This is a genomic window from Paraburkholderia lebeckiae, assembly GCF_050436325.1.
Classification (GTDB): domain Bacteria; phylum Pseudomonadota; class Gammaproteobacteria; order Burkholderiales; family Burkholderiaceae; genus Paraburkholderia; species Paraburkholderia tuberum.
Genome location: NZ_JBNDLZ010000001.1, coordinates 158,699 through 185,660, shown reverse-complemented (window position 1 = coordinate 185,660; position 26,962 = coordinate 158,699). Strand labels below are relative to the sequence as shown.

Below are 26,962 nucleotides of genomic sequence, written 5' to 3'. Positions count from 1 at the left end.
AAAAAACACTGTCGGGGTGGGATCTCAAGTCTAACGGGCTCTATGGCCGAAGAGCCTTCATCGCATCATGCGTTTCAACCAGCAACGCTTCCGCGAGTCGCGTCAGAGGGCGGTCTTTCGAGGAAATCGCCCAGGCGTCGATCGTGTTCTTCGGCCGAAACGGCAGCGCGACAATCTGCTGCTGACCGGTATGTGCGGCGGCCGACAGTGCGTCGACCACCGCGACACCGGCACCAGCGCCTACCAACCTGCACGCGGTCTCCGAATAGCGTGTCTCGACAGCCACGCGGTACGGCATGTTAGCGGCGGTGTAAAAGCGCCATTAGATGGCGGCGCAAAGTTGAGTAGAAGCGTCAACAACAGGGGCGGTTATGGGCCACTGTTGTTGGGTGATGGCCATCAGAATGGATCGTCGATGTCGCGACGGTGAGGATTGTCGGGAGGCGCGCGCTGTTCGTGCAGCAGGTCATTTAGCGGAATCTGGTAGTGCGCGGCGATCCGCTCGCGTAGATCGTCGATGAGTTCCACGACGGCGAGCGCCTGATCTGCGGACCGGTTGTCCGGGATCAGGAAGTCCAGCCCGTGAGTGATGCCCGAAGGCAGATGAAGGCTCTTCATGTTTTCTTCTTCTCCATGCGTGCCGCGCTGCGTTTCTTTGCGCGCTGCTCGGCCCGTTCACGTGCCTCCTTCACCCGGTAGGACTCGCCTTCGATCGCGACGACTTCGGCGCGATGCACCAGCCGGTCAACCAGCGAGACGACGCAGGCGGCGTTCGGAAACACCTCCGACCATTCTGCGAACGGCCGGTTTGTCGTGACCACGGTGCTCGCTGCGCCATACCGGCGGCTGATCAGTTCGAACAGCAGGTCGGCGTGGCGGTTCGAGTAGGACAGGTATCCGACCTCGTCAATTACAAGCACGTCAGGCGTGGCGTACCGGTGCAGCCGCCGGCGTAACGCCGAGTCACTGTCAAGCGCGGCGAGCTCACCGAGCATCTGGCCAGCAGTTGTGAACAGCGCCGTGTGCCCGTTGACGAGCGCCTGGTAGGCGAGGTTCAGCGCCAGGGTCGACTTGCCCACGCCATTCGGGCCGATCAGTACGACGTTGGCGGTGTCCCTGACGAACTCGAGCGACATCAGTTCTTCAACGGCGGCCCGGTCGCAACGCGTGGGCCAGGCCCAGTCGAAGTCGCACAGCGGTTTGAAGCTACCCAGATGGGCATCCCGGATGCGTCGCTCGAGCGAACGGCGGGCACGCTCGTCTTCTTCCCACTGCAGCAGCGGCGCAACCCAGCCGGCGTCCGTGAGATCCGGCCAGTGTGCCAGCAGCCCGTACAGGCGCAGGGCGTTGGCGCGCTCCTGCAGGTTCTCAGGCGAGCTCATCAGCACCTCCCGTTATCTGGTCGTAGATGTCGAGCCGGTGAGGGGTCACCAGCGTGTCCTTGCTACGCACGTGCTCGGGCAGGTTCACCGTCACCGGCGGCGGTATCTGCCGCGACTCGCGCCGACGCTCCAGCGCCAGACGCACCGGATTCTGGTGAGGCGCGGCATCGCTGGCGAGCGTTTCCTCGATCGCTGCCTGCAGTTCGGCTGCACCATAACGGTCGAGCAGCCGCAGCAGGTGGGCGGTGATATTGCCCAGATTGGCGCCGCGTTCAGCCGCGCGCAGCATGAGCGTGTGACTGGCCGGCGCCGCGCGGGCGAGATGGTCGAGGCCGCGATGGTGACGGGCTTCGCGTTTGCGTGCAACGAGGGCGTCGATGTGCGCGGCAATCTCGATCTGCGCGCCGCGATCGTAACTGCGCACATGGGTTGCAAGCAGATCGGCGCCGTCGAGAATGCGCACCTGCCGGGGATCGGCCCGGACCGTGAGCACGCGCCGCACGTGGGTATGCGGGATCGTGTAGTCGTTCAGATCGAAGCGCACATACGGCTGCTTGCCGACCTTCACGGCCAGTTGCAGTTCGCAGGGATACGGGTTCTCCGGCAAGGTAAGCAGGCTGGGCTGCTCGCGGGCGAAGGCTTCACGCACCGTGATCGTGGGCTCTTCCCGGCAGGGACGATCCGCCGCCATGCCCGCGCACCATTGCGCGGCCTGGATGTTCAGATCGTCGAGATCGGCGAACTTGCGCGCGGCAAAGAAATTCTCACGTACATACCTGATAGCTCTTTCGACGCGTCCCTTCTCGTTTCCTCTGGCTACTGCCACTGGACGGGGCTCGAAGCGATGATGAGCGGCGAACGCGAGAAGCGTCGGGTTGAAGCGGATCGCATCACCCTGACGCTCGAGCACAGCGCTCCTGAGATTGTCGTAGAGGAGGATCCGTGGCAATCCGGACCACGCCGCGAACGCGCCGGCGTGGCCTGCCAGGAAGCTGTCCATGCGGGCATCGAGGAAGAAGCGCAGATAGATCTGCCGCGACCACGACAGCACCATGACGAAGGCCATCAGCGGCCGGCGCGCGCGCCCGATCTGCAGGTGATCGAAATGGGCCCAGTCAACCTGGCCCTGCTCTCCGGGCAAGGTGCGCAGCCGCAGATAAGCCTCGGGTGTAGGTCGCGGACGGTGTACCGCGATCAGGTGCCGGAAATGATGAGGGTTGCCACGGTAGCCGCGCTCGGTGACCATCGCATACAGCCGGCTGGCCGTGAGCGACGGAAACCTGTTGAGCGTGTCATGGATAAACGGCAGGTAGGCATCGATCTGCGAAGGTCTGAGCATCCCGCCGACGCGAGGCAGACCGGCCTGCGCCAGCACGCGCTGGACCGTGCCACGGTGCACGTGCAACTGCCGTGCGATGGTGCCGCAGCGCCACTTCTCCACGTGGTAGTAGCGCAGGATCTGCGCCTCGAGTTCAACTCCAATGGTCATGGGTCACTTCCTGTGCAGTAGGTAGTAGTACGAACATCACGGAAGACCCGACGGCGTAGTGGCCCGAGGCGCACGAAGTCCGGACAGACGCAGTGGCAGAAATGGCACCGCTCAGGCACAGCTGGGGCGGTGGCGGATACCGCCGCTGTTGCCGCCGACGTCGTCGAAGTCGGTGCCAGTAGAGCATCGGCGGCAGGCACAGAGGAACCCTGATGCGTCACTTTATTCTGGCGGCTGCGATAGCGGCGCATCCGTTCGGCATGCGCGAAGCGGCCGTGACGACTGCGCTGATAGCGCCGGCCGGCCACGCGGATGCTGGCCTGACGTGCGACCTCAGAACAGTCACCGTCGCAGTAGATCTGGCCGCGGTCGCAACGGCGGCAAACGATGACCTGCGCCCTGCAGCGGGCGCACACAAACAGGCGGCCGGTGGCCGGCATCGGCAATCCCCGTCAATGCCGAAACGCTATCGACGGGACTGGTGGGCCGTGCCATACTGGCCCGGCACCCGTGCCCCATGCGCGTGTGGGGCTCGACATCGGAGTGAACTTGGCGGTTTGAGCCGGTGTCGGGCCTGTTTCTTCGGCGGTAAGCCTTCTTCTACCGCATCCCGACTTCAGCGTCATCACTTCCTGAAACGAGCCGCGTCGGGTGCGTCTGCACTCGCCCTACGGGCTCCTTCCGACGCGCCCGGTAGCGCCCCCGCTCTTCGCGCAAACCATTCCCAAACCGCTCAGCAGAGCATGACCATTCCGTATTTCTGATCGACGCCGCCGTTTGGTGTCGGCTTCTCACAGCCGTTCACACGGCACGCCGGTGTCGCGGAATGCCGCGGCAATCAGCGTGCTGACGCGCGCCAGACTCGACAGACCGATCAGCGGATACGGCTCGAGATCGGCCGGCACGACACGTTTGCGCCGCGCAAGCGGATGTCCATGGGGCACGACGCAAACCATCTCGATCGACGCGATCTTCACCATCTTCAGCGACTGGTCAAGCTCGGGTTCGAGCGCCATCGCCAGGCCGAAATCTGCCGCGAGCGCTTCAACGCTTTCGATCACCTTGAATGAATCGACGACGTCGCAAAACACCTTTACGTCGGGTTTGCCGATCATGAAGCGCTGAATTGCCTGCGGAAGTATCGAGTGACCGAGCTGCGGCGTGGCGCTCACGCGCACATGTCCGAGGCGGTTCTCCTTGATGTCCTCGACGGTCTGGTCGAGAGCCTCGGAATACATGAACATTGCTTCTGACGCGCTGAACAGCAGCTTCGCCTCCTCGCGCGGGACCAGCCGGTTCGCCACGCGATTGAAGAGCAGGAATCCAAGTTCCGATTCAAGTTGACCGAGCGCAGTGCTGACAGCCGGCTGCGAGATCCCGAGCACGCGGCTAGCACCGACCGTGGTCTGCGACGTCATCACGGTTCTGAAGATACCCAGCAGTCTCGTGTTCACAATAACCTTCTCTTATATGGTGTGAATAGTTTTCAATAGTTGATTATTGTAAGGCCGCTTTTGATAATGCCAGTTATCGCATACCGAAGACCGGATGCGCGCCGTGACGGCACAACCCCTCTGAATGAGACACCCCGATGAATACAGTCGCAAGCGCCAACATTTCCGGTGTCGAACAAGCGGTCATGACAAAGGTGGCATGGAGGATCCTGCCTTTCCTGATGCTGCTTTATTTCGTCGCGTTCGTCGACCGGGTCAATATCGCCTTCGCGTCGCTGCAGATGAACGCTGACGTTGGGCTGTCGAGCGTTGCTTACGGAATCGGGGCGAGTGCGTTTTTTGTCAGCTATTTTCTGTTCGAGGTGCCAAGCAACTTCATACTCTCGAAAGTCGGCCCAAGAAGATGGATCGCACGCATCCTGGTGACCTGGGGGCTGATCTCCGGCGCGATGATGTTCGTATCGGGCGAGAGGAGCTTCTATGTACTGCGCTTCCTGCTTGGCATGGCAGAAGCAGGCTTCTTTCCGGGCATTGTGGTTTACCTGAGCCGATGGTTCACCGCGAGTTACCGGGGACGAGTCACAGGCATCTTCATCGTTGCAATCCCCCTGTCGGGCCTGATCGGTGGTCCGATTTCCGGGCTGATCCTCGACGGCATGAACGGCGTGTCTGGCCTGCGCGGCTGGCAATGGATGTTTCTACTGGAAGCCATCCCCGCGGTTGTACTGGGCGTCGGCTGTCTATGGTGGCTGGCCGATCAACCTGCGGACGTGACGTGGTTAAGCACTGACGACAAGGACAGGTTGGAACGCATGCTCGAGAGCGAGCGTCGCGCACTCGACTCGGCGGCGCGCTATCCGTTGTCCGCGGCGTTCGCGAACCGCGCTGTCTTGCTGCTTGCCGGCACGCTGTTTTGTATCGTATTTGGTACGACTGGCATCGCGTTCTTTTTGCCGCAGATCATCAAGAGTTTTGGTTATAGCAATACGGCAGTTGGTTTTTTGAGCGCCGTACCGTATCTTGCTGGCGTGATTGCAATGGTGTCATGGGCGCGCCATTCCGATACCCATCGCGAACGCGTCGCGCATCTGGCCACAGCGACGCTGTTCGGTGCGCTCGGTTTCATTGCTCTCGCGTTCCTTTTGCCCGTGCACTGGGCAGCCATGATCGCTCTCTGCTTCGCGGCGATGGGCGTCTATGCTTCCAACGCGCTGTTATGGACACTGCCTTCCGAATTGATGACTGGTACAGCGGCAGCTGTGGCAATTGGTTTCATTAATTCATTGGCCAACCTGTCTGGTGTGATCGCGCCCAGTCTGCTGGGATGGAGTCGTCAGGTCAGCGGCGGATTCGCTCTGCCAGCGTGGATTTTTGCGGGGTTTTTAGTCTTGGGAACCGTGCTAACGGTACTCTTCAGTCGCACACCGATGTTTATTACATCGCGACGTGCTTTAGGGAAGGTAGTTTGATATGACGACGGCAGGCACAGCACCGTACATCGATGTAAAGCCATTGAGCGCGAATGCGTTCGAGATATATGGCGAAGTTCTCGAGAACAAGACTGAAAAACGACGGCGCGATTTTTTGATGCCGTTTGCCGGACTCGACGCGGGTACTACGCCGCGTTTGTGGATTAACCGCTTGCAGCCTAGCCACACTCGGTCAATCGCAATCGATACGATGGAGTGCCATCCGCACTCCCATCAGACCTTCATTCCGATGCGCGAGATTCCATACCTGATCGCGGTTGCACTACCCGGCGAAGACGGCCTTCCCGACCTCGCCACGCTCGCCGCTTTTGCCAGTGACGGCGGCCAGGGCGTGTGCTATCGGCGCTCGGTCTGGCACTTCGCGTTTACGTCGCTCGACGACGTCAACGAGGTAGCTGTGATCATGGCAGACAGCGGTCGCAGCGATGACACCGTCGTAACGAGACTGGCCGAACCGGTTATGGTCGCGCTATAGAGCAGGAGCACGCAATGGACGGCAAATACGATCACCTGGAACGGAACTTCACCGGCTATGGACGCCGGCCGCCCAACCCTCGGTGGCCGAACGACGCCCGACTCGCAGTCAACATAGTCATCAACTATGAAGAAGGCGCGGAAGCGTCCTACCCTGATGACGACAGCCACTCTGAAAGTGGCCTGGCCGAAGGAGGGGCGGGCGGTTTCGAAGGCCGCGATCTCGCTGCCGAGTCGATGTTCGAGTATGGCAGTCGGGTCGGTATCTGGCGCGTGCTGCGCCTGCTGGAGGAGCGCAGTTTGCCCGCCACCGCGTTCGCCTGCGCGCAGGCGCTGGAGCGCAATCCGGAATTCGCGCAGGTAATCCGCGATGGCGACATTGACGTGTGCAGTCACGGTCGGCGCTGGGTGAGGGCGCAAGATCTCACTGAAGAGCAGGAGGCGGAGGAAATCCGGCGCGCCTTCGAATCTATTGCTCACTCTACGGGACGGCCACCAGCGGGTTGGTATTGCCGTTATGCGCCGACCGTTCATACTCGCAAGTTGCTGGTTGAGCACGGCGGATTCATCTACGATTCTGACGCGTATAACGACGAGCTCCCGTACTGGACGACGGTACAACAGCAGCCGCATCTGGTGATTCCGTATAGCCTGACCAATAACGACGTCAAATTCGCGCGCGACGCGATGGCTACCGGGGACGACTTTTACATGTTCGTCAACGACGCGGTCGAGATGCTTTGCCGCGAAGGCGCTCAAGCGCCGAAGATGATGTCGATCGGGCTGCACATGCGTCTGATCGGCCATCCTGGCCGTGCCGCTGGACTCGAACGTTTGCTCGACAGTCTCGCGCGGCGGGAGGATGTGTGGATGTGTCGCCGCATTGATATCGCGAATCACTGGTTGCAAGAACATCCTTTCAGCGTGACAAGGCGGAGTTGAAGAAAGTGCAGCGCGGCCAACTATTCAAGATCCGGGAATGAAAATAACAACAGAGGCCTATTCCGTCGTCGAGATTTCCCGGCGAGTTCAAACGGGGGTCGACGAGTCACTCGATGCAACGCGCCATGCGCTTTCGGTCATTGCACGGCGGGAACAAGAGTTGTACGCATGGTCGCACCTCGCGTCTGCGAGTGATCTCATTGGAGCGTCCGCGCAGACCGCATCCGGTCCGCTGGCGGGTGTTCCATTCGGCGTAAAGGACATCATCGACGTAGCCGGCATGCCGACCCGATGCGGTTCTGAGGCCTGCAACACTTCGCCGTCCCAATTCGATGCATCCTGCGTCGCCTTGCTACGGCGAGCCGGAGCGGTGCCGGTCGGCAAGACGGTGACGGCCGAATTCGCTTATATGACGCCGGGACCCACGCGCAATCCTGCAAACCGCCAACATACGCCGGGAGGGTCATCGAGCGGCTCGGCCGCTGCCGTAGCCGCAGGCATGGTGCCAATGGCATTGGGCACGCAGACTGGCGGATCGATGATCCGGCCGGCGGCGTTTTGCGGTGTCGTCGGCTTCAAACCGAGTTTCGGGGCGCTCGGTCGCGACGGTACGAAAATAATGTGCGAGTCGCTGGATGTGATCGGCTGGTACTGCGCCGATGTGGCCGACGCGGCGCGAGTCGCGGAAGTCATGCTCCCCGATGCGCCGCCTCCGTTGTACTCGACTGAACATATGCGGACGGTAAGGATCGGTTTTCTCCCGGGCAATCCCGGCCATGTGCTGGAGCACGCCGCACAGGCTGCCCTCGAAGACGCGAGGAGTGTGCTTCGCGATCTGTCGACGATCGAACCGGTCCCTGAATTAGCCGACCCAGCCAGATTTCTCGAAGCGCATTCGGTGATCATGCGTTACGAACTGGCGCGCAGCCTCTTACCGGTGGCCTCGGAGCACGCAGCGCAACTGAGCCGGCCGTTGCGTGAGGCTATCGACCAAGGACTGGCGATGCCGGTGCAGACTTATCGCGAGATGAAGGCGTGGCAATACACGCAGCGTTTGCGTTGGGCGGATTACTTCGGTGATGCAGACGTCGTCCTGACGTCGAGCGCTTTGGGTCCAGCTCCCAGAGGGCTCGAATCGACCGGAACCGCGGCCTTCAATAAAGCGTGGTCCCTGCTGGGCTGGCCGTGCATCCATTTGCCCACTGCATTGAGCGAGGATGGCCTGCCGATCGGTGTGCAATTAGTCGGAAAGCCGGGGACGGACGGGGAGTTAATCGCTTGGGCACTGGCTCTGCATAAGTTTATCGATCGGCGAAGCCGCGCCGAGCCGTAGACGTTCCTCCAGCGTGCGACATTCCGTCAAAAACTTCGAGTTGTGCATCGACGCCGGACTGCTGAAGCTTCTGGTGTTCACGGACCGTGTTGCTGTATCTCCGTAGACGGGTGAGAGCAGCGGGTCCTTCAGATCATGAGCGTGCGCGTACACAATTGCCTCGGCATGGCAGAACCCATTGGGCGACACCACGACGTTGTCCACCTTTTCCTTCGAGTAGAACGAGTCGCCAGCCAGTCTTCGTCAGGTCGGAATCGGCGTACCGGGTGCGATCGCACCCGGCATTTTCAGCCCTTCCGGTTTCGCACGCATCATCAGCTCGGGCACGAGCGCGCCCTCGTTGTTTGAGCGTCTCCCGCGATACCGGGCGATGTTTTGCTTCAGTAGCTGACGAAGAGGGCGTACAGATATTACGAAAAGCGCCCTAGACGTACCGTACTGGCGCGAAGTCGTATCGCTTTATCTGGTCATCGTGGGTCAACAACACGATTCCTTCTGCCATCGCTTGACCGACGAGGAGCCGGTCGAACGGGTCCTTGTGAAGAGGCGGGAGGGCCGCAACTTCGAACGCATGCTGTGCTTCAATCGACAGCTCTTCATAACCAGCATCAAGCAGGTTCCTGCGAAGAACGCGTGCATCGACCTGAAAGTCCTCACGGCCCAGTGCGCTTTTGATGACAATTTCCCAGATGCTGGCGACGCTGAAGTAGAGGGTGTTGTCGGCGTCCTCGATGGCAGCGCGCGCTTCGTTCGACAAGGCAGGGTCGTCAGCCGCAGCCCAGACCAACAGATGAGTATCGAGCAACAGCCTCACTTTGTCTTACCCTCAAACATGTCGCAGATCTCGTCCGCTGCCATAGTGTCGAAATCTGCGGGTACCTTGATTTGCCCCTTCAGGAATCCGATGCGCCGCGGCGGCTTTGCGGCTTCGGCATCGATGCGCACGACCTTGACCAATGGCTTGCCGGCCTTAGCGATGACGAACGGCTCGCCGCCGTTCACGGTTTCCTCGATTAGCCGCGACAGGTTGGTCTTGGCATCGTGAATGTTGTAAATATGCATGGCAGCACCATATGAACTTAGTTTAGTAAACTTAGTTTACTCCAAACTTTATCCCCGCGCAAGATGTTCAAAGTGGGAGTCGCGCCGTCCGTGCTGCCGATGGGCGAAGCTTCAAGGGTTTTCACGCTCAGCGTTCGAGCGATTTGACATAATATAAATTATCACCATTTAGGTTTGTAGAGGCTAAGTTGTAATGTCCGCTTTTAGCCAAGTTCAAATGTCCGCTTTTTCGCAGCGTAAGCTGACCGGCCGCCGGCGTTTCGGCGCGGGAGGCTTCCATGGCTGCGACCGAACGGATAACGATGACGATGCGCGAACTGGACAGGTTCAAGGTCATTCAGGACGTCGCCGACGGCAGGCTCAAGCCCTGGCGCGCGGCGGAACGGCTCAGGCTGACGACGCGGCAGGTTCGCCGTCTCGTTGGACGGTTGCGCGAACATGGACCGGAAGGTCTCGTGTCGCGTCGGCGCTCGAAGCCCAGCAACAACCAGCTGGACGCGATGACGGCTGATCGGGCACTCTCGATCATCCGTGAGCGCTATGCCGATTTCGGGCCCACGCTGGCCTGCGAGAAGCTGTACGAATGTCACGGCATCCGGCTTGCAAAGGAGACGGTCAGGCGCCTGATGACGGATGCAGGTCTCTGGGTTCCCCGCCGGCAGCGACCACCGAAGGTCTACCAGCCACGCGCGCGGCGCGCGTGTCTGGGCGAGCTGATCCAGATCGACGGCAGCGATCACCGGTGGTTCGAGGAACGGGCGCCGGCCTGCTCGCTGCTGGTGTACGTCGACGATGCAACGAGCCAGCTGATGATGCTGCATTTCACAGCCACCGAGTCGACCTTCAGCTACTTCGAGGCGACGCGCGCGTACATTGAACGCCACGGCAAGCCCGTCGCGTTCTACAGCGACAAGTACAGCGTGTTTCGCAAGACCGGCGCGAACAGGGATGGCAGCAGCGTGACCCATTTCGGCCGGGCGATGTACGAGCTGAACATCGACACGTTCTGCGCGAACAGTAGCCCCGCCAAGGGGCGCGTCGAGCGGGCACACCTGACGTTGCAGGACCGGCTCGTAAAAGAATTGCGGTTGCGTGGCATCAGCACGGCTGCCGGAGCCAATGCGTATGCGTCTGCCTTCATGGCAAATTACAACGTGCGCTTCGCGAAGCCACCGAAGAGCGGCTTCGATGCTCACCGCCCACTCAGGGCTGACGAGAATCTTGATCTGGTGCTCACGTGGCGCGAACCGCGCAAGGTGAGCAAGTCGTTGACTGTGCGGTATGACCGCGTCATGTATCTGCTGGACGACACGCCCGGGCACCGCAAACTGATCGGCCGCTACATCGACGTGTGGGAGTATCCGGACGGGCGTATCGAACTCCGCGCCGATGGTCGCGCACTGTCATGCAGACAGTACGACCGGCTGACCGAAGTTGACCAGGGCGCGGTCGTTGAGCATAAGCGGCTGGGTCACGTGCTTCAGGTCTCGCAGGTGATCCAGGCTCAACGCGATAACAGCCGGATCGGCAAAGCGCCTTCGCGAACCCACCTGGGCGTCGCAACGAGGGTTCAAAGCCGCTCGCCAGGCAAGAAGAAGCAACGCGAGTTCACGCAGGCCGATATCAATGGTGTGATTCTGGAACAGTCGCAGCAGCGGCAAATGCAACAACCACGCAAACCTGGCCGTCGGTCTGCAAAGGTGATCGACACAGACGTAAGCGCCCTGCCAGTTCAGGCGTCGTCCTTCAACAATGTGTGAGACAAAAAGCGTTAGAAACAACCCCCCAAACCTGGACATTTCAACTTAGCCGGAAAGCGGACATTTCAGAATGGCCTCGACAAGGTTGTGGGAGCAAAGTAGTAGTGTCGTACCTGAGCAAAGTACAGATGTCGTACCCCAAGGATCTGTAGCGCATGCTGGTGCGGTTTTCCTGCCTGTGGAGACTGACGTTGCCCGCGAATTTCGGATCCCTTAACTGAGCGGAGATTATGCCACCCGTTGGTTCTGGGCGGCGTACCAGTCCCGCTCGAACTGCATCGGGCTGACGTAGCCCAACGTCGAGTGAAGACGGCCGTGATTGTAGAAGCTCAACCAATCGACTACTTCGTCCATCGCTTCGCGACGCGTTACAAAGCGCTGGCCGAGAATGCGTGCCCGCTTGAGCGATCCCCACAGGCTCTCGGTCGGCGCGTTGTCCCAGCAATTTCCCTTGCGGCTCATCGAACTGCGCATGCCGTAGTCCTTGAGCAGGTCCTGGAAGTCGTGGCTGCAATACTGGCTGCCTCGGTCGCTGTGCAAAATCAGGTCCGCTTCCGGACGGCGGCGAAACCACGCCATACGCAGCGCGTCCGATACCAGCTCCGTGCGCATGTGCGGCTGCATCGACCAGCCCACCACCTGACGGCTGAACAGGTCGAGGATGACGGCCAGATACAGCCAGCCTTCGTCCGTCCAGATATAGGTGATGTCCGTACTCCAGGTCTGGTCGGGACGCGCGGGAGAGAAGTCACGTTGCAGCAGGTCTGGGGCGACAGGCAGGCTGTGGTTGCTGTCGGTCGTGGCCTTGAAGCGGCGTTTGGTCTTCGCCTTGATGCCGTGCAGCTTCATGAGCCGCTGGACACGATCCTTGCTGACGCGAATGCCTTGGGCCAGCAGCTTCTTCCACACGCGCGGCCAGCCGTACTCGCCTTTGGATTCAGCGTGCACGGCCTTTATGTGGACCAGCAGGGCGTCGTTGCTGATGCGTCGGCGCGGACGGTCCGCATCGACATCCCGGGCCTTGCGGGCGTGGTAACCGCTGGGGCTGACACCCAGCACCTGGCAGGTCAGGGACACCGGCCATTGTCGGCTGTGAAGCTCAATCCAGGCGTACTTCATTCCGACACCTTTGCGAAGTACGCCGTGGCTTTTTCCAATATGTCGCGCTCCATCTTCACGCGTGCCAACTCCGCCCGCAGCCGGGCAATCTCCATCTGTTCAGGAGAAACCTGTTTGCCTGCGCCGTTCAGCTTGCCAGCGGCATCGGCCTTAACCCAGTTGTGCAGCGTCTTCGGGCTGATGCCCAGTATCTTTGCCACTGCCGCCATACTCTGGCCGCCGCGGACCATGCGCACGGCTTCTATCATGAATTCCTGCGTATACCGGGCTCTCGGATTACCCATCTTTCCTTGCCGGGTCGGCCGGTGGAATTTCACCACCAGCCGCCCACAGAACCGTGCGTAAACGTCTCCATTTACACGGCTCGTCCCAGCCATCCTTCTGTCATCTCACGATGGCAGAGCGACGCGGAAGGCCAAGGCTCATCCCGGTTTCCCGGTTGGCAGACAACCTTCCGTGAGCTGGGTCATCCCCTTTGCTCCACACCCATTACAGGCGCTTCAACGCTCGTACGGGATGATCCGCCCCCTGCATGTGCATCGGTACTTTCCCCCTTCGTGGGTCCCACTTATAAGGTTTTCCCTTGGCATCACATGAAGAGTTCCCAAGTTCCACACCCGAGCCCGGATTAGAGTCACGCCACCTATACACCGGACACCACATGGCCAATAAGCAGGTACTCGCCATGCTGATCCCGGGGGAAGGAGGCGCCCCCGGTTTTGATGTCATCGAACTCACTTTCGATGCGTCATCAGTGGTTCACTTGCGTTCGTCTCTCTAATCCATACATGACGTGTTTGATCACGCCTTTTAACCGTAACGTTCACCACCACACCGTTTCCGACTGCAGCAGCTTACGGCTGTTTGAAGCCAGCGCCTGCACGCCGACTTCGGAGGGCCTACCTCCATCTCAGGTATAGCATCGTGTTCAGCTTCGAACACGTTCATGGCACAACCTCCTTGCGTGAGTTTTACACACTCAGCAAGGGATCCGCTTTTTGCGGGCAAGGTCAGACCGCCATGACGCGCACCTGGACGATCACGATGAGCATGCAGGAGCTTGACCGGCTGAAAGTCATTGAGGCGGTTGCCGAAGCGCGGCTGATGACCTGGCGCGCTGCTGAACGGCTGGGTTTGAGCCGACGCCAGGTCGAGCGGCTTGTGATTCGCTACCGCGACGAAGGCACCGCTGGGCTCGTTTCGCAGCGGCGCGGCGTGCGCAGCAATCATCAGTTGCCGCAGACGGTGCTTGACCGGGCGCTCGGACTGATCCACGAGTGCTACGCGGATTTCGGGCCGACGCTCGCGTGCGAGAAGCTGTGTGAATGCCATGGGCTGGTGCTGTCGAAGGAAACCGTGCGGCACCTGATGACGGACGCGGGCCTGTGGGTGCCGCGCAAACAGCGACCGCCGAAGGTCTATCAGCCGCGTACCCGACGCGCCTGTTTCGGCGAACTGGTGCAGATCGACGGCAGTGACCATCACTGGTTTGAGGAACGGGCACCGGCGTGCACGCTGCTGGTGTATGTCGACGATGCCACCAGCCGGATCATGGCGCTGCACTTCACGGCGACCGAGTCGACTTTCAGCTACTTTGAAGCGACGCGCGCGTATCTCGAAAGGCATGGCAAGCCAGTGGCGTTCTACAGCGACCGCGCCAGCGTGTTCCATGTCAAGAAGCGCGCGGAGACGGCAGGCAAAGGCGTCACGCAGTTCGGCCGCGCGATGTACGAGCTGAACATCGACACGTTCTGCGCCAACAGCAGCCCCGCCAAGGGGCGTGTCGAACAGGCTCACCTGACGCTGCAGGACCGCCTGGTGAAGGAACTGCGTTTGCGCGATATCAGCACCATCGAAGCCGCGAACGCGTATGCCTGCGCTTTCATGGCCGCTTATAACGCGCGTTTCGCGAAGCCGCCCAGAAGCAGGTACGATGCGCACCGGCCGCTGCGCGCCGACGAGAATCTCGACACGATCCTGACGTGGCGGGTCCAGCGCAAGGTGTCGGATGCGCTGACGCTGCTGAACGATCGCGTGATCTGGCTGCTCGACGATACGCCGGCCACCCGCAGGCTGATCGGCCGCTACATCGACGTGTGGGAGTATCCGGACGGGCGCCTTGAGATCCGCGCGGACGGCGTCGTGCTGCCCTGTGTGCCGTACGATAAGCTCGCGGAGATTGATCAGGGTGCCGTGATCGAGCACAAGCGACTCGGTCATGCGCTGCAGGTCGCGCAAGCCGTGCAGGCGCAGCGCGACAACCGCCGGATCTCGGGCTCGCCATCACGTACGAATCGTGGTGCGGCGGTACGCAAACCCAAACCCTCACCCGGCACGAAGAAGCAACGCGCATTCACCCGAGCCGACCTGAACCAGGCAATCGTGCAGATCGCACAGCAGTCGAAGACGCCTTCAACACCTGGCCAACGGTCTGCACGCACTCGCTGAACGGACTGACACGCCCTGCCCGTTCAAGGCTGTCCTTCGACACTACGTGGATTCAAACCGTTAAAGACAGACTCAAACCCGACATCAAGACTACGACATCTGTAAATAGCCAGCGCTACGACATTTCTATCTGGCCTCGACATAGGTGTTAGTCCAAAGTTCAGATGTCGCGTTTCCGCTAAATTGAAATGTCGTGTTTGCGGGTTCAGGCTGGCGGCCAGTATCTCTTCAGGAGCGCTGGCCATGAACGCATCCGGGACGATCACCATGTCGATGACCGAGCTGGACCGGTTGAAAGTGGTACAGGCTGTTTGCGAGCGGCGTCTGAAGCCGGGCCAGGCAGCGGACCGCCTTGCGTTGAGCGTCCGTCAGGTTGAACGTCTGGTGCTGCGCTACGAGGCTGCCGGTGTGGCCGGTCTGGTATCAGGCAGGCGCGGCCGACCGGGCAATCATCAGTTGCCCGAGGGCATGGCGCCACGCGCGCTGGCTGTCATTCGCGAGCGCTATGCCGATTTCGGGCCGACGCTCGCGTGCGAGAAACTGTGGGAATGTCACGGTATCGGTCTGTCGGTCGAGACGGTACGCGCGCTGATGATTGCCGCCGGTCTGTGGATTCCCCGCAAGGATCGGCCGCCCAGGGTGTACCAGCCGCGCAACCGCCGCGCGTGCCTCGGTGAACTGATCCAGATTGACGGCAGCGATCACCGCTGGTTCGAGGAGCGTGCGCCGGCCTGCACGCTGCTGGTGTTCATCGACGATGCAACGGGCCGGCTGATGGCGTTGCATTTCACGGCACCGAATCGACCTTCGGCTATTTTGAGGCCCTTTCGAAGTATCTGGCGGCACACGGCAAGCCCGTCGCATTCTATAGCGACAAGTTCAGCGTCTTCTACGTCAAGGATCGGGCGAGCACGGCTGGCAAGGGAGTCACACAGTTCGGCCGCGCCCTGTACCAGCTCAATATCGAGGCGTTCTGTGCGAACTCGAGCCAGGCCAAGGGTCGTGTCGAGCGCGCCAACCTGACGTTGCAGGACCGGCTCGTCAAGGAACTGAGGTTGCGTGGCATCAGCACGGTCACCCAGGCCAATGCATACGCGCCTGCCTTCATGGCGGCCTACAACGCGCGCTTCGCAAAGCCGCCAAAGAGCGGGTTTGATGCTCACCGGCCGCTCAGGGCAGACGAGAATCTCGATCTGGTGTTCACATGGCGCGAGCCGCGCAAGGTGACCAAGTCGTTGACCGTGCGGTACGACCGGGTCATGTATCTGCTGGATGACACGCCGGAGCACCGGAAGCTGATCGGCCGGCATATCGAAGTCCGGGAGTATCCGGACGGGCGGATCGAACTGCGGTCGGACGACCGTGTTCTGACGTGCCGGCAGTACGACCGGCTGGCCGAAGTTGACCAGGGCGCGGTCGTTGAGCACAAGCGGCTGGGTCCCGTGCTGCAGGTCTCGCAGGCGATGCAGGCCCAACGCGACAACCGCCGGATTGGTAAAGCGCCTTCGCGAACCCATCTCGGCGTTGCGACCAAAGCTGAAGGCAGCTCGCCCGGCAAGAAGAAACAGCGCGAGTTCACGCAGGCCGATATCAATGGTGTGATTCTGGAACAGTCGCAGCAGCGGCAAATGCAACAACCACGCAAACCTGGCCGTCGGTCTGCAAAGGTGATCGACACAGACGTAAGCGCCCTGCCAGTTCAGGCATCGTCCTTCAACAATGTGTGAGACAAAAGGCGTTAGAAACAAACCCCTTAAACCCGGACATTTCAACTTAGCCAGAAAGCGGACATTTCAATCTGGCCTCGACATTAGGGTCGCGATGTAATTTCGGATAGACCCGGTTTCCGGACGCGCTGTGCATGTCCAGATCGTTTGTAGGTGTGCGTTGCCGCCCCTAATTCGGCCCGACCTCGCGCTAACGTCTATCCATTCCACCTGTAGGGGCAGTCGGGAGGCGACGATGGAGCATTGGGTCAGAGTACACAACGAGAAGGACCGGCAAACGATGGAATGGCTGCGCCGGAATATTGGCGACGCAGCCATCGCTGCCGCCATCCAACGATGCGAGAACTCGGGCAAGCCGTATCTTTCCGCCGTCTGCCGGCAGCTGCGCGTCCGTGTTCCGGAGTTTCCTCTGCCACGGCGGGAAAGCCCAAGCCCGGTGGCGGAACAATCTCTCGCTACCATCCGGCACATCCTCGCAGCGCGCAACGCCTTGACCGTCGCGAAGCCGATCAGTGCACGCCAGAAAGCGACTCCAACCCCATTCGCCTGATCGAGACGGGACAATGCGTCCTTTGACGCGATGCTTGTACGACGCTGGAACAGCGATTTTCGGACGCGGGCATGGCAAACAGCTCAACATCATCTGGATGGACCAGTCGCAAACCCCCAAGGGTTGGCCCGAATTCCGTGAAGAAGTTTTCGGGGGCGCCTTTACTGACGTCAGGACTACATCATGAGTCTGGCCGGGAATGCCGGATTTGTCGCAGGTCAAATTCTCGGTCAGGACGGAGAGATTCTGGCAACCGTCGCTCCTTTAAAAGCGTTCGCCTTCGCGGATGAACGATTCGTTTTCCAGAGCCGTGAACGGCCAACGTTCGCCGGTCCCCGCGCGAAAGCGTGCTGACTACGTTCCTCCGATCAGTGGGTCGTCCTGGTCGATTCGCCATTTGGGTCAAGCTGTCTACAGGCACTCGGTATCAACGATTCAGACAGTGAGCAGCGGGGCCGCACAAGTCCGTCCGGGATACGCCGGACGCAAACGGCGCAACAGGGCCACTTCCCGCGCCGGCGGATTTCCCCGCAGGAAACTTGCGCGGCTCGCCACCACGAAGCCAGCGGCACACCCCCGGGGGCGCTCCTGTTCAGTTTATGACGTTTGCTCCCGGACGCCTCGTCCTTGCGCTGGCGAGATCGACATCGGGCTCATCGCCTCACCTGACCAAACAGCCGCGGATCCAGCGTAAAGGGCTCGCTGCTGATGACCCTGACGCTTGCCATCTCCGGATGCATCGGGTTCAGCAGCAGATTGAAATCACTCGGACAGACGACCGACGGTACCCGCATCGCCAGCTGCTCGCCCGCTTCGAGCCATTGCCGCCCAAGCGTCCTTGTCGCCGCGGGATCGCGCGTCAGGTCTGCCCAACCTTCTGGCACATCCGGGACGAACGCGGCGGCGTCGACGGCGTCTGGCACCTCCAGCGTCACCAGGAAATATCCCCCGGCCGGCAGCAAGCCCGCCATGTGCACCAGCGCCTCCAGCAGCGCTGTCGACGCGTGGCAGCACGTGTACAGTACCCGCATGCCACGCGGGTTCCAGCGGCCTCCGGCGATCGCCGCACCGTTGCCGCTCAGATCATCGGCGCGGTAATACCCGCGCCGTTCCTTCGCCAGACGGTAAAGCCTCATGCGGACACGCCGTGGATGACGCGTAGCAGAATTTCACGCACGCGATCGTACCCCGGCTGTGAGTCGAGTACTTCGAGCGGGCTGAGCCCACCCAGCTCCGCGTTCGATCGCTGCATCCATTCGGTGGCCAGCGCCGGATCCTCGAACACCTCGACAGCAAGCTGGCGCACATAGAGCACGCGCGCGACGCGATCCGACTCGGCTGGCGACAGGCGCTCCTCGCGCGCCATCTTGCGCAGGATCGTCGAACTCGGCAGATTCAGGTTCGCCAGCAGCGTCTGCACGGGCACGTGCAGCAGGTCTTTCGCAACGCGTTCGATGATCGCCGCTTCCATGCCTTCGCGGATCTGCCGGCGCTGCTCGAGCGGGTCGAACTCGACGAGGAACGTTTCGATATCGTCAGGGTGGGCGCCGGACCGGCCAGAGCCGGCCAATGCCTTGCCGGTATGCGCTGCGGCCGGGTGACGGCCTGACGGATGATGCACGGCCATGATGTGAGCCTCCCAGATGAGAACATCGTTATTCTCATTCTAGATTACTCTCAAACGGGAATCAAGATTTTCCCATTTGGTAACCTGCTACGCCGGCCGGTCCTGGCGCCGGAGAGTGAAAAGCCGCCGCAGCTCGTCGCGCAACTCCGAGATATCGAGGACATGCTGCGCCCGGGTCACGGCCACATAGAGGAGGCGGAGCTCATCGTCGTCCGGCATCGGGCTGCCATCGGCACCGCGCAGGCGGAAATCGTTGGCCACCTTGACCCGCTTCCATTCGAGGCCCTTGGCACGGTGCACGGTCGAGATCACATAGTCGGCGTCGCCTTCCGCCGCCGAGCGCTGTGCCAGCGCCCGCAGATAGCCCGTACCGAGCTCGTCGACGATGCGCACAACCGGCAGCAGGTCCTGGCCAAAGGCACTGCGCGCAAACGCCTGCGCATCGCTCCATGTCTCGAACAGCGAAAACGCCGCCGGGCGGAATGCCCGCTGGCCGGCAAGCAAGCGGTCCGCGCCGTCAGCGTAAGCGAGAATCTCGGCCGGACTCATGCGGATCGCAGGTCGATGTCCCGCCTCGAGTCCTGCGGCGAACTGCCAGATCGCCGTGACATTCTTCCGGCACAGGATTGCGTCGACCGGCGGCGCAAGCGCGGGATCGTCCACCAGGATCGAGCCGATGGTTTCCTGTCCCCGGAGGGGCGTGAGCTCACCGAGAAGTGCGAGCAGGCGACTGGCGAGCGCCGCGAACTTTGCGCCAAAGCGGAACGACTCCGTGAGCGCGCATTCGGGTGCGTCGATCTGCGCCATCGCATTGATTGCGCCCCGCCACTCGTAAATCTGCTGGTAAGGATCGCCCACGTAGATAATCTGCGCGTGGCGCTGCCGGCCAAGGACCGACAGCATCACACCGTCACTGTCCTGCGCTTCGTCGAAGAGGATGAAATCGGTCTCGATGCGTGGCTCCGAAAGCGCCCATAGCTTCAGGAGCACGTCAGGCGAAATGGCGCTCCCCGCGTGGGCAGCCCTGCTCTCTTCCCACAGACGCCGGACATAGGGCAGCAGGTAGGTGCGCAGTTGCGCGGCCAACATTTCGTCGATCTTTTCGTCGACAACAATATGCTGCGCTGCCGGCTGGATGTCCGCGGACCGGCAGAACCTGTCCCGCCCATCGGCAATCATCCGCCCGATCTCGAATGGAGCGATTTCGACGGCCGTGCCCGTTACTGTCCGCACTTCCAGCGGGCCCAGCCCATAACGCGCGGCCAGTTCGTGCGGTGGCTCGCCCTGAAGGCTCATACGATTTCGGAGCGACAGGCTGACGGAGGCCCACGCCAGCGAATGCATCGTCCTCGAGCCAACGTGAGACGGGAAACGCCGGGCTGCATTCGCCGCGATTTCCCGGTTGAACGCGAGGTACATGCCGCGCCGATGGCCGAAGTGCCCCGCCACGAGCTGGAGCGTGGAGGTTTTGCCCGCGCCGGCAAATGCCTTGATCTTCAGATCCCCGACTCGAAGCGCCGCCTCGACGACGGCTTGCTGCTCTTTCGTTGGAATAAAGCTCCTTTTCACGCGATTCCAGACGTCATGTGCGCCCGCTCCTGGCGATATGGGGTCGGCGATTTTCGCATGGCCTGTAGCCGGTCGGGCAAACCAGCGGGGGTCGCGTCACCAGAACCTTCGCTTTGATAAAAAGGGGATGGCGGGCTGGCACGGTGAAAGCTGACAGCACCCGTCACGTCTGAACAAGCTCAAGCCCGTTTTCGGCACACCATTGCGTCAGCGCGCTTTCGACAGCATCAGCTTCAAACGAATACCAGCGCTCCAGAACGCCTTCATGCTCCAGCAAATCCTTGAAACGCGCATAGGCCCCTTGCCGTCGGAAAAATGCTTCGACCTGCTCGTAATGCGCGGGTAACTCCTGTGTGACAAAGCGCATGGCGAGACGTCTTCCCAGATCAAGCTCGTTCTTATGCGGTATGGCAAGGTAGCGATCTGAAGTTTCAAGGTCGTCAGGGACCTCCTCGTCGAACGCGTCACTGGAATCGGAAGTCCACCAGATCTTGCCCGTATCGAGCGAGACATACGCGTTATGCTCCATTGGCGCCGCGTAGCTGACGAAATCGAAAGCCAAAGAAAGATCGTCGAGTCTGACTGCGATCATGGCTCTGCTCACATAGGTTGAACGTGCCACGTGACATGCCGGCTCAGGGCCGGATATGCCGTCCGTATCGCCGCGTCGGCGACGCGACCTAAAGCTCTTCGCTCGGGTCAGCGATATCGAGCCGGAATTGCCATCCTTCCATGCTCATGAGCATTTGCCCAAGATCGTCCCACGAGACCTCCTTGCCGTCGACCACCGCGAGTGGCAGGTACCCCGCCTGCGACTCATCCCATTCGATCCGTCCGCGCACCGTGCTGTCAATGATCCGGCGCTCCCGGAAATCGATGTGCCTGACCGATAGCGCGCGTCGCATCCTTTCGACCAGGCGTCCGAGCAGCACGAACACATCGTCGTCAGCTTCGCCGATCAGCTGGAACCGATAACCGGTGCGAAGTTCTCCGCGAAGCTCAAAGGCATCCAGTGCAATCCGGTCGCCCAGGAGCCGGAGCTGGAAATGGAACTGGTGGGCCTCCCCCTCGCAGTCAATCATCCGGATGGGGTCAAGCCGGACATTCTCGAAATCGGTGAATCCGGTGGACTCGGCTATCCTGGCGTTGAAGCACGAAGTGCAGAGCAACTCATAATTGCCTTCGCCGGAGCCGCAGTGGATGGCGTCCCAGGGCGGCGTCGGGTTGCCGCATTGTTCGCATCGCTCATGTGCCATGTCGTGCCTGCTGTATTGGTTCTTCCTGCGATCGCCAGGATGTTGGTTGCCGGTGCCGTTCTTGACACGGTTGATCGCCCGTTGACGGCAACATGCGGCCCCGCGAAGACGCATTTGGGTGCGCAGCAACTGGCGGTCGGATGCCGCTATTTTGACAGACACTGCGAACTGCTCCTAACTGGCGCCGGGCGTCTTGCGCCGCGGGACCCGGACGGTGACGCCATCCATGATCGACGCGTTCGATGAGGTCGCACTGCACAGTGGCTTCCGTGCGGAGGCGTTACAGGGCTGATATGCCAGAAGCTCGTTAGCCGGCACCGCACCTATGCCACATACATAGGAATACGAAGCAAATCGCGATCATTCCTTTTATGTCTACATGAACGCCCCCGTTTGCGCCAGATGTTCGAGGTCTTGACGAATAGGATGGGCTGCAGCTCTACATCCGGCCTCTTTGCAGCTTCCGCTTCGCTGCCGGCCCCTATGAAATCCGCTGACTCACGCCTCATTCAAATCGCGCGCTTGTGAAGCTCAGACATAAAAGCAGGTTTGGTGAATCCCGGGTCCCGCCCGATTTGTCATTACACTCGAATGCCGCCGCAACTTTTGACGTTCCATCCCTTGAAACAGGAAACCTTCCAGCAGACCGGTGAGATCAGGCTGGCCTCGTACTGACGTAATCCTTCCGATAGGGCTGTTGATGCGCCAGCACCGCCCAGATTATTCGCGCAAGCTTGTTGGCCATTGCGACGATGACGACATTCAACGGGCGCCGCTGTTTCATCTGTTCGACCCAGAGATCTGGCTCTTTCGCGCGATAGATGATGCTCCGCGCGCCGTGAACCAGTAGAGTTCTGAGATACGTGTCACCTCGCTTGCTGATTCCCTGTAGCTTGATCGTGCCGCCCGATCCGGTCTGTCCCGGCACAAGTCCGAGCCAGGCCGCAAACTCGCGGCCAGATTTGAAGGCTTTGGCATGCCCCATCGTTGCCACGGCAGCTGTTGCGGTAAGCAGCCCCACGCCTGGGATTGCTGCGATTGCCTTGACCGCCTGATCACCTTTCATCCACTCCCGCATCCGGCGCTCGATCTGGCCGATCTGACGGTCCACGTCATCCAGACCTTTCCATTGCTCTCGCAGCGTATCGATCAGTATCGCAGGCAAGCGTCCTGACAATCTTTCCAGAACTCCCACCATTGCCTTGTCCAACGCCGCCCTCCCTACTCCCATCACCTCGCCGTACTCGCTGATCAATCCGCGAAGACTATTGGTTTGCATCGTGCGAAACTTCACCAGTTGTTGACGCATACGATGCAGTGCAAGGATGGCCTGCTGCGCTTCGCTTTTTACGGCAACTTCCCTGCAATCCATCTGGGTGGCCATCCAGATTGCCCGCGCGTCGGCCGCATCGTTCTTGTTGCGGATGTTGAACGCCTTGACGAACTTCGCCGGCATAAGCTTTACCCGATGCCCCATTTCGATCAACCGTCGGGCCCAATGCTGTGATCCGCTGCACGACTCCATGCCGACAAGGCACGGTTTGCGATTGGCAAAGTATTCGAGAAACGCCGCTCGCTTGATGGACCGGTTCACGATTTCGCCGCTTTCGGGATCCACCCAGTGAACCTGCATTACATTCATTGCGATGTCCACACCCACGATCATATGTGCCATGACAGATCCCCTCTGTTCGGTTGAGCAGATGAGTATGATCAACCACTTCTCAATCCGGTCGAAATTCCGCATAGCGGTGGATCGCTCACACGGACCGACTGGGTGGGGGCGTTCATATCATTCAAATTAACCCTCCGGAATCAGAACCGTCGCTAATTGGTGCACTCAGGCTCTGAGCTATTATTGTGCACATATTGTGCGCGGGGTATTTCAAATGAATCCGGATTCCGTTCTCGCCCGTCCGAACGCGGGCGGCAGCTTCGACCAGTTCATGGCATCGCTTCGCGATCCGGATAGTCCTGCGCCAATCGTGTCCGCGCGTCGTTTTGGCGAGGCCCTGCATATTGATCTGCAAACGCTCGCCCAGCAGGCGCATGTGCATCGCAATACGCTCAGTCGCCAGCCCGCTTCGGAGAGCGTTCAACGATTCCTGCGGGACGCGCTCCGGGTGATCCGGGCGGCAACGGACATTTCGGGTGACGCCCGCAATCACCGGCCGCCCGTCCTACCACCTTGGCGTGATGCTCAAGATCTATGTTTACGGGTATCTGAACCGCGTACCCTCCAGCCGGCGGCTTGAGCGCGAATGCCAGCGCAATGTCGAGCTGATGTGGCTGACTGGACGTCTGGCAGCAGACTTCAAGACGATCGCCGACTTTTGTCGCGACAACGGCCCGGCCATCCGCAACGTATGCCATCGCCTCGTCGAACTGTGTCGCGGACTGAAGCTGCTATCGGGCGACATGGTGGCCATCGACGGCAGCAAATTCAAGGCTGTGAACATCCGTGACAGAATCTACACTGCTGGCAAGATCGACAAGCGTCAGCAGCAGATTGAGGAAAGCGTCCAGCGATATCTCGACATGATTGAAGCCGCGGACCGGATCAGTCCGACAGGTTTCGATGTGAAGACCGTGCGCCTGTACGAGAAGATCGCGCTCCTGCGCCAGCGGATGCGTGAGCTCGAGCAGATCAAACATCAGTTGAAGAATGAACCGGACGGACAGTTGTCGCTCACTGACCCGGATTCCCGCTCTATGACCAGTGGTGGCAAGAGAACCGGAACGGTCGGCTACAACGTCCAGACAGCAGTTGATACGAAGCATCATCTTATTGTCGAACACGAGGTGACGAATATCGGAGGCGAGCGATCAAAAGAAAAGCCGCTGCGTTGCCGTTGCCCGATCAAGCTGAGAGAACCGGCTTCCAGATGGCGGACATGGTGAGATCTTTGAGGCGCAGACTTGCGAGATCGAATTGTCCTTTGCGAATCCGATGCGCCAACTCGATGCCAGCGATTGTGACGGCCGCGTGTCTGAACCGTTTGAAGCCGTGCATAGCGTTCGTCCTGGACTTGATGTTGCGATGGTCCTGCTCAATCACATTGTTGAGGTATTTTGAGGATCGGACTTGCGTGTCCTCAGGCAGCAAGCCGTCGACCTTCAGCTCGCGCACCGCGCGATGCGACGCCGCGTATCCATCGAGCGTGATGGTTTGCGGCGGCTGGCCTTGATGTTTGATTGCCTTGCTGAAGAACGCTTTCGCCGCGGCGACATCGCGCTTTGCCCGGAGCATGAAGTCAACCGTGTGCCCGCCTCGATCAACCGCCCGATATAGGTAGACCCACTTGCCACGAATTTTCAGATAGGTCTCGTCGACACGCCACGACCGTCCGGCGAGCGTGTCGAATCGATTCCAACGTTTGACGAACTCCGGCGTATAGCGCTTCACCCAACGGAGGATCGTCGTGTGGGCCAGAGCCACGCCGCGCTCGGCCATCATCTCGACAACCGTCAAAGTGACGGCCCGCAAACAACTCCTTCAGGTTCTGGCGCTTGCTCATTGGTGGCCCTCTCATCGGTCAGCCCGTTACGATAACCGAATTGATCGCCTTATTTGCACCAGATCCCGTTTATCGACCTCGCCTGCCGTGGTGCAAGCCTTATTTGGAAGATGTAGACTTCCAGCCCTGTACTTTTGAAGGTATTCCACCTTCCCGTCCAAGCTCAACCAAATCATCATGCTCATCAACGATCCTGCCACGTATGCTGCTGTCGAAAAGGCGTTCGACGCATACGAGGTGGCGCTAACCACGAACGACGTCGCAACCCTCGACGCGCTTTTCTGGGATAGCCCCCACACGCTGCGCTACGGCGCAACAGAAAATCTGCAAGGCTACGATGCGATTCGCGAATTTCGTGCAACGCGCCCTACCAAAGGGCTGATTCGCACGATCGTCGGTCGATCGATTACTACCTTTGGCCACGATTTCGCCGTCGCGAACATCACCTTCACACGCTCGGGCGTATCGCGCATTGGTAGACAGTCGCAAAGTTGGGTAAAGGTAACAGATGGTTGGAAAGTGGTAGCGGCACACGTGAGTTGGATGGACGAATGAAACGGGACGACCTGTTGCAACCAGGCATGAACGGCGCATTTGTGCGGGACGGGTTTGGCGCGTTGCCGCGACCTGTCGAGTCCCGGCATGCGACGCTGTCCGGCTTTCGCCTCGCAGTCAAAGACGTGTTCGATGTGGCACAACTTCGTACAGGTGCGGGCAACCCCGCATGGGCCGAAGAACAGCCAAGGGCGACAACGACGGCCGTCGCCGTGCGGCTCATCCTCGAACACGGAGCGAAATGGATCGGCAAGACAGTCACCGACGAGTTGACCTACAGTCTTGCCGGAATCAACGTGCACTACGGCACGCCACGCAACGCTGCCGATGCAGACCGTGTGCCGGGCGGATCGTCTTCGGGTTCGGCAGTTGCGGTGGCTGCCGGTTATGCCGACATCGGACTCGGCACCGATTGCGGCGGCTCGATTCGGCTGCCGGCAAGTTACTGTGGCATCTGGGGCATGCGTCCCACGCACGGTCGCATCGCCGTGATTGGTTGCCTGACGCTCGCCCAAAGCTTCGACACAGTGGGGTGGTTCGCGCGCGATGGCGCGCTGCTGGCCGAGGTCTTGAGCGTACTGACGCATGAAGCGCCGCAGCAACCCCTCGCACCGACACGGTTGCTCGTGCCTGACGACGTCTTGCCGCTGCTTGATCCACAGGCGGCGAGCGCATTCAGCGCAGCCATTGAAACTCTGGGTGAACGCCTTACGATCGAGTCAATCGCTGCCGGCTGGCCCCTTGAACAATGGGCTAGCGCATTTCGTGTTCTCCAAGGCGCGGAAATCGCGCAACAGCACGGGGCTTGGGCTGCGGCGCATATCGACAGCTTCGGCACGGACATCGCAGCGCGTATGAAATCCGCGATGCAGATCACGAGGGATGCCGTGTCGACTACGCAGCGCACGCGAGTCGCGGCTACCCGCCAGCTCGCGCAAGCGTTCGCCCAGCCGGGCACCTATTTTCTGCTGCCAACGGTGCCTTGCGTCGCGCCGCGCGTGGATGCGCCGGCCGACGTGGTAGACGCGACGCGCGCACGTTCGGTGCAGATGCTTTGTCTCGCCGGCCTTGCGGGCTTGCCTCAAGTCAGCATGCCGTGGACGGCATTCAACGGCGCACCGCTCGGCCTTTCGATCATCGGCGCGCGCGGCGACGATAGCGGCGTGGCCGCCATTGCGCGCGCCGTGCACGCGATGCTGGGATGACC

At 60.7% G+C, this 26,962-nt stretch carries 25 protein-coding genes and 3 pseudogenes; 13 read left to right on the top strand and 15 right to left on the bottom strand.

Annotated elements, in window-relative coordinates; translation table 11 throughout:
* Positions 1 to 40: 40 nt before the first annotated feature.
* The 5 genes from OKW44_RS00905 to OKW44_RS00885 all read right to left on the bottom strand — a co-directional run bounded on the left by OKW44_RS00905 (position 41) and on the right by OKW44_RS00885 (position 4,325).
* The gene (locus OKW44_RS00905) at positions 41 to 298 is read right to left on the bottom strand and encodes a LysR substrate-binding domain-containing protein (protein WP_018420310.1); all 258 of its coding nucleotides are present in this window, start codon (positions 296 to 298) and stop codon (positions 41 to 43) included.
* A 101-nt stretch (positions 299 to 399) separates the two neighbouring features.
* Positions 400 to 618 (bottom strand): hypothetical protein, encoded by a 219-nt coding sequence (locus tag OKW44_RS00900; RefSeq protein ID WP_018420311.1) that lies wholly within the window; start codon positions 616 to 618, stop codon positions 400 to 402.
* Positions 615 to 1,382, bottom strand: a complete 768-nt coding sequence (gene istB / locus OKW44_RS00895) for an IS21-like element helper ATPase IstB (protein ID WP_018420312.1) — start codon at positions 1,380 to 1,382, stop codon at positions 615 to 617. The genes OKW44_RS00900 and istB overlap by 4 nt, the downstream gene beginning before the upstream one ends.
* The gene (istA, locus tag OKW44_RS00890; protein ID WP_018420313.1) at positions 1,369 to 2,871 is read right to left on the bottom strand and encodes an IS21 family transposase; all 1,503 of its coding nucleotides are present in this window, start codon (positions 2,869 to 2,871) and stop codon (positions 1,369 to 1,371) included. The genes istB and istA overlap by 14 nt, the downstream gene beginning before the upstream one ends.
* Positions 2,872 to 3,662: 791 nt before the next feature.
* On the bottom strand, positions 3,663 to 4,325 hold the full coding sequence (locus OKW44_RS00885) for a LysR family transcriptional regulator (protein ID WP_162633947.1): 663 nt from the start codon (positions 4,323 to 4,325) through the stop codon (positions 3,663 to 3,665).
* Positions 4,326 to 4,462: 137 nt separating this feature from the next.
* Between OKW44_RS00885 and OKW44_RS00880 the strand changes: the two genes are divergently transcribed.
* The 4 genes from OKW44_RS00880 to OKW44_RS00865 are packed head-to-tail and all read left to right on the top strand — an operon-like array spanning position 4,463 to position 8,564.
* Positions 4,463 to 5,794 carry an MFS transporter gene (locus tag OKW44_RS00880; protein ID WP_018420315.1) on the top strand — a complete coding sequence of 444 codons (1,332 nt, stop codon included), beginning with the start codon at positions 4,463 to 4,465 and terminating at the stop codon, positions 5,792 to 5,794.
* A gap of 1 nt (position 5,795) precedes the next feature.
* Complete coding sequence (locus OKW44_RS00875) at positions 5,796 to 6,290, top strand: ureidoglycolate lyase (protein WP_018420316.1); 495 nt, start codon at positions 5,796 to 5,798, stop codon at positions 6,288 to 6,290.
* Between the two features lie 14 nt (positions 6,291 to 6,304).
* The gene (locus tag OKW44_RS00870) at positions 6,305 to 7,231 is read left to right on the top strand and encodes a polysaccharide deacetylase family protein (RefSeq protein ID WP_018420317.1); all 927 of its coding nucleotides are present in this window, start codon (positions 6,305 to 6,307) and stop codon (positions 7,229 to 7,231) included.
* A gap of 37 nt (positions 7,232 to 7,268) precedes the next feature.
* A complete protein-coding gene (locus tag OKW44_RS00865) occupies positions 7,269 to 8,564 on the top strand; it encodes an amidase (RefSeq protein WP_063713711.1) in 1,296 nt (431 codons plus the stop codon).
* 424 nt (positions 8,565 to 8,988) lie between these two features.
* Here OKW44_RS00865 and OKW44_RS00860 read toward each other — a convergent pair whose 3' ends face one another.
* Both OKW44_RS00860 and OKW44_RS00855 read right to left on the bottom strand, forming a co-directional pair.
* The gene (locus OKW44_RS00860; protein ID WP_018420319.1) at positions 8,989 to 9,378 is read right to left on the bottom strand and encodes a type II toxin-antitoxin system VapC family toxin; all 390 of its coding nucleotides are present in this window, start codon (positions 9,376 to 9,378) and stop codon (positions 8,989 to 8,991) included.
* Entirely contained in the window at positions 9,375 to 9,626 is a 252-nt protein-coding gene (locus OKW44_RS00855) for a type II toxin-antitoxin system Phd/YefM family antitoxin (protein ID WP_018420320.1), read from the bottom strand. The genes OKW44_RS00860 and OKW44_RS00855 overlap by 4 nt, the downstream gene beginning before the upstream one ends.
* A gap of 278 nt (positions 9,627 to 9,904) precedes the next feature.
* Between OKW44_RS00855 and OKW44_RS00850 the strand changes: the two genes are divergently transcribed.
* The gene (locus tag OKW44_RS00850) at positions 9,905 to 11,386 is read left to right on the top strand and encodes an ISNCY family transposase (RefSeq protein ID WP_429409298.1); all 1,482 of its coding nucleotides are present in this window, start codon (positions 9,905 to 9,907) and stop codon (positions 11,384 to 11,386) included.
* A 228-nt stretch (positions 11,387 to 11,614) separates the two neighbouring features.
* Here OKW44_RS00850 and OKW44_RS00845 read toward each other — a convergent pair.
* Positions 11,615 to 12,789, bottom strand: a protein-coding gene (locus OKW44_RS00845; protein WP_085952335.1) for an IS3 family transposase whose coding sequence is annotated in 2 segments (ribosomal slippage) — positions 11,615 to 12,534 and positions 12,534 to 12,789 — 1,176 coding nt in all. Because the reading frame shifts where the segments join, the coding sequence is not laid out codon by codon here.
* A 736-nt stretch (positions 12,790 to 13,525) separates the two neighbouring features.
* On the opposite strand from OKW44_RS00845, the gene OKW44_RS00840 reads away from it, so the two are divergent.
* The 4 genes and pseudogenes from OKW44_RS00840 (at position 13,526) to OKW44_RS00825 (ending at position 17,584) form a co-directional block, all read left to right on the top strand.
* Positions 13,526 to 14,953: an ISNCY family transposase gene (locus OKW44_RS00840; RefSeq protein ID WP_018420324.1), complete on the top strand. Its 1,428-nt coding sequence runs from the start codon at positions 13,526 to 13,528 to the stop codon at positions 14,951 to 14,953.
* A gap of 243 nt (positions 14,954 to 15,196) precedes the next feature.
* Positions 15,197 to 16,680, top strand: a pseudogene (locus OKW44_RS00835) (ISNCY family transposase).
* A 235-nt stretch (positions 16,681 to 16,915) separates the two neighbouring features.
* Positions 16,916 to 17,230 (top strand): CppA family protein, encoded by a 315-nt coding sequence (locus tag OKW44_RS00830; protein ID WP_018420327.1) that lies wholly within the window; start codon positions 16,916 to 16,918, stop codon positions 17,228 to 17,230.
* A gap of 183 nt (positions 17,231 to 17,413) precedes the next feature.
* On the top strand, positions 17,414 to 17,584 hold the full coding sequence (locus OKW44_RS00825) for a hypothetical protein (protein WP_162633948.1): 171 nt from the start codon (positions 17,414 to 17,416) through the stop codon (positions 17,582 to 17,584).
* A gap of 299 nt (positions 17,585 to 17,883) precedes the next feature.
* Here the strand turns inward: OKW44_RS00825 and OKW44_RS00820 are convergent, their stop codons facing one another.
* From OKW44_RS00820 to OKW44_RS00795, 6 genes are all read right to left on the bottom strand, one after another.
* Positions 17,884 to 18,366, bottom strand: coding sequence for an RES family NAD+ phosphorylase (locus OKW44_RS00820; RefSeq protein WP_018420328.1), 483 nt, complete (start codon positions 18,364 to 18,366; stop codon positions 17,884 to 17,886).
* Positions 18,363 to 18,857 (bottom strand): Xre family toxin-antitoxin system antitoxin, encoded by a 495-nt coding sequence (locus OKW44_RS00815; RefSeq protein ID WP_018420329.1) that lies wholly within the window; start codon positions 18,855 to 18,857, stop codon positions 18,363 to 18,365. Before OKW44_RS00815 ends, OKW44_RS00820 begins: the two co-directional genes overlap by 4 nt.
* 87 nt (positions 18,858 to 18,944) lie before the next feature.
* Positions 18,945 to 20,426 (bottom strand): UvrD-helicase domain-containing protein, encoded by a 1,482-nt coding sequence (locus OKW44_RS00810; protein WP_018420330.1) that lies wholly within the window; start codon positions 20,424 to 20,426, stop codon positions 18,945 to 18,947.
* Between the two features lie 163 nt (positions 20,427 to 20,589).
* Positions 20,590 to 21,018: a UPF0158 family protein gene (locus tag OKW44_RS00805; RefSeq protein ID WP_018420331.1), complete on the bottom strand. Its 429-nt coding sequence runs from the start codon at positions 21,016 to 21,018 to the stop codon at positions 20,590 to 20,592.
* Positions 21,019 to 21,106: 88 nt separating this feature from the next.
* Positions 21,107 to 21,844 carry a DUF7686 domain-containing protein gene (locus tag OKW44_RS00800; RefSeq protein WP_239499063.1) on the bottom strand — a complete coding sequence of 246 codons (738 nt, stop codon included), beginning with the start codon at positions 21,842 to 21,844 and terminating at the stop codon, positions 21,107 to 21,109.
* A 493-nt stretch (positions 21,845 to 22,337) separates the two neighbouring features.
* A complete protein-coding gene (locus OKW44_RS00795; RefSeq protein WP_026225759.1) occupies positions 22,338 to 23,357 on the bottom strand; it encodes an IS110 family RNA-guided transposase in 1,020 nt (339 codons plus the stop codon).
* Positions 23,358 to 23,571: 214 nt separating this feature from the next.
* Here OKW44_RS00795 and OKW44_RS00790 point away from each other — a divergent pair, with 214 nt between their 5' ends.
* On the top strand, positions 23,572 to 23,937 hold the full coding sequence (locus OKW44_RS00790) for a DUF2384 domain-containing protein (RefSeq protein WP_084754053.1): 366 nt from the start codon (positions 23,572 to 23,574) through the stop codon (positions 23,935 to 23,937).
* Positions 23,837 to 24,514 (top strand): annotated as a pseudogene (locus tag OKW44_RS00785) (transposase); the annotation flags it as partial. The gene OKW44_RS00790 and the pseudogene OKW44_RS00785, both read left to right, overlap by 101 nt.
* A gap of 28 nt (positions 24,515 to 24,542) precedes the next feature.
* On the opposite strand, the pseudogene OKW44_RS00780 reads toward OKW44_RS00785, so the two are convergent.
* Positions 24,543 to 25,148, bottom strand: a pseudogene (locus OKW44_RS00780) (IS6 family transposase); the annotation flags it as partial.
* Between the two features lie 229 nt (positions 25,149 to 25,377).
* Between OKW44_RS00780 and hpxZ the strand changes: the two are divergent.
* Positions 25,378 to 25,755, top strand: coding sequence for an oxalurate catabolism protein HpxZ (gene hpxZ, locus OKW44_RS00775; protein ID WP_018420337.1), 378 nt, complete (start codon positions 25,378 to 25,380; stop codon positions 25,753 to 25,755).
* A complete protein-coding gene (locus tag OKW44_RS00770) occupies positions 25,752 to 26,960 on the top strand; it encodes an amidase (protein WP_018420338.1) in 1,209 nt (402 codons plus the stop codon). The genes hpxZ and OKW44_RS00770 overlap by 4 nt, the downstream gene beginning before the upstream one ends.
* Positions 26,961 to 26,962: the final 2 nt, after the last annotated feature.